This window comes from Siccirubricoccus soli (genome assembly GCF_024178315.1).
Taxonomy (GTDB): domain Bacteria; phylum Pseudomonadota; class Alphaproteobacteria; order Acetobacterales; family Acetobacteraceae; genus Siccirubricoccus; species Siccirubricoccus soli.
In genome coordinates, this window is the sequence record NZ_JAMZIK010000199.1 from 1 (window position 1) to 1,214 (window position 1,214).

The 1,214-nt window shown below is 72.7% G+C and carries 1 protein-coding gene; it reads left to right on the top strand.

The annotated features are described in order from the left end of the window. Positions 1-648: 648 nt before the first annotated feature. Positions 649-1,214, top strand: a 566-nt coding sequence (locus NJ376_RS25620; RefSeq protein WP_252956206.1) for an acyltransferase family protein, incomplete at its 3' end; no start/stop codon positions are given.

Here is a 1,214-nt window from a genome sequence, read left to right on the forward strand (position 1 = left end):
GCCCATTCGGCCTCGGTCAGCGGGGCCCAGGGGCGGGGCGGCGTCAGGCAGAGGATGGGGTCCAGCGCCAGGCGGCGGAGCAGGAAGGCCTTCGGCAGCTCGGCGGGAAGGAAGGCGGGAGGGGACATGGGGCGGGGTCCGGATCCGTCGGCAGTTCCGGAACATATAAGGAACGTTACATAAGATCAAGAAGATTGCGGGCGCGGGGAGGCCGGCTTGCGAGGGCGTTCTGCGCAGGCGACGCGCGCAGCCGGCCGGCTTGCAGGGCCATCCTCCATGGCCCGCATGCGCCAGGCGCCATCCCGTCTCCGTCTCGATGGCGATCAGGTGGACGCGGCACGCGGCGATGCCGGACCTCCGGGCGGCGGCCGGCCGCGCAGCGGCGCGGGGGCGGCGAAGCGCTGCCGTGCGGACCGGGCCGCGGCGAGGCGGAGCCGGCGGGCGATCCGCCTGCCCATGGGCGTGGCACCCCCGGCACCATGCAACCCTTCCGCGTTTCCGTGGTTGCTCTCTTGCCGCCTCCCAGGCGGTGCCTGACCGCGTGGCCTCCCCCCGAACCTTCCGGGCCGCGCTTCATCCGGCCGGACGCATTCCCCGATGCCCCGGCCCGACGGACCCGGGAGCCGCATGAGGCCAGATCCTAAACGATTGATCGAGCTCGATTCCTTGCGCGGCATCGCGGCGCTGATCGTGGTGCTGCACCACGCCTATCTCTCCCTGCCCGTCGTTCCGGGCTGGGTGCGCTGGGTGCTGGAGGCGACGCCGCTGCGCCCCATCGGCGTTGGCCGGCAGGCGGTGATCTTCTTCTTCGTGCTCAGCGGCTTCGTGCTGACCCGGGCCCTGGCGGCGCAGGAGGCACGGCGCTCCGGCAGCGTGCTGAGCGGGCCGGGCTGGGCCGGCTATGCGGCGCAGCGGGCGGTGCGGCTGGGCGTGCCGGTGCTGGCCTCGCTGCTGTTCTCCGCCCTGTTGCAGCGCCTGGTCTGGCAGGGGCCCTTGCCGGAGGAGGTGCCGCACCTCGTCGCCAAGGCGGGCTGGCATGAGATGTGGACCTGGCCCGCCTTCCTGGAACAGGCGCTGTTGCTGAGCCATGGGGCCGGCTTCCAGCTCAACCCGGTGCTGTGGAGCCTGGTGCATGAATGGCGCATCGCCCTGCTGCTGCCGCTGGCGCTGCTGTTCCGCGGGCAGCTCGGGCTGCTGCTGGCGCTCTCGCTGCT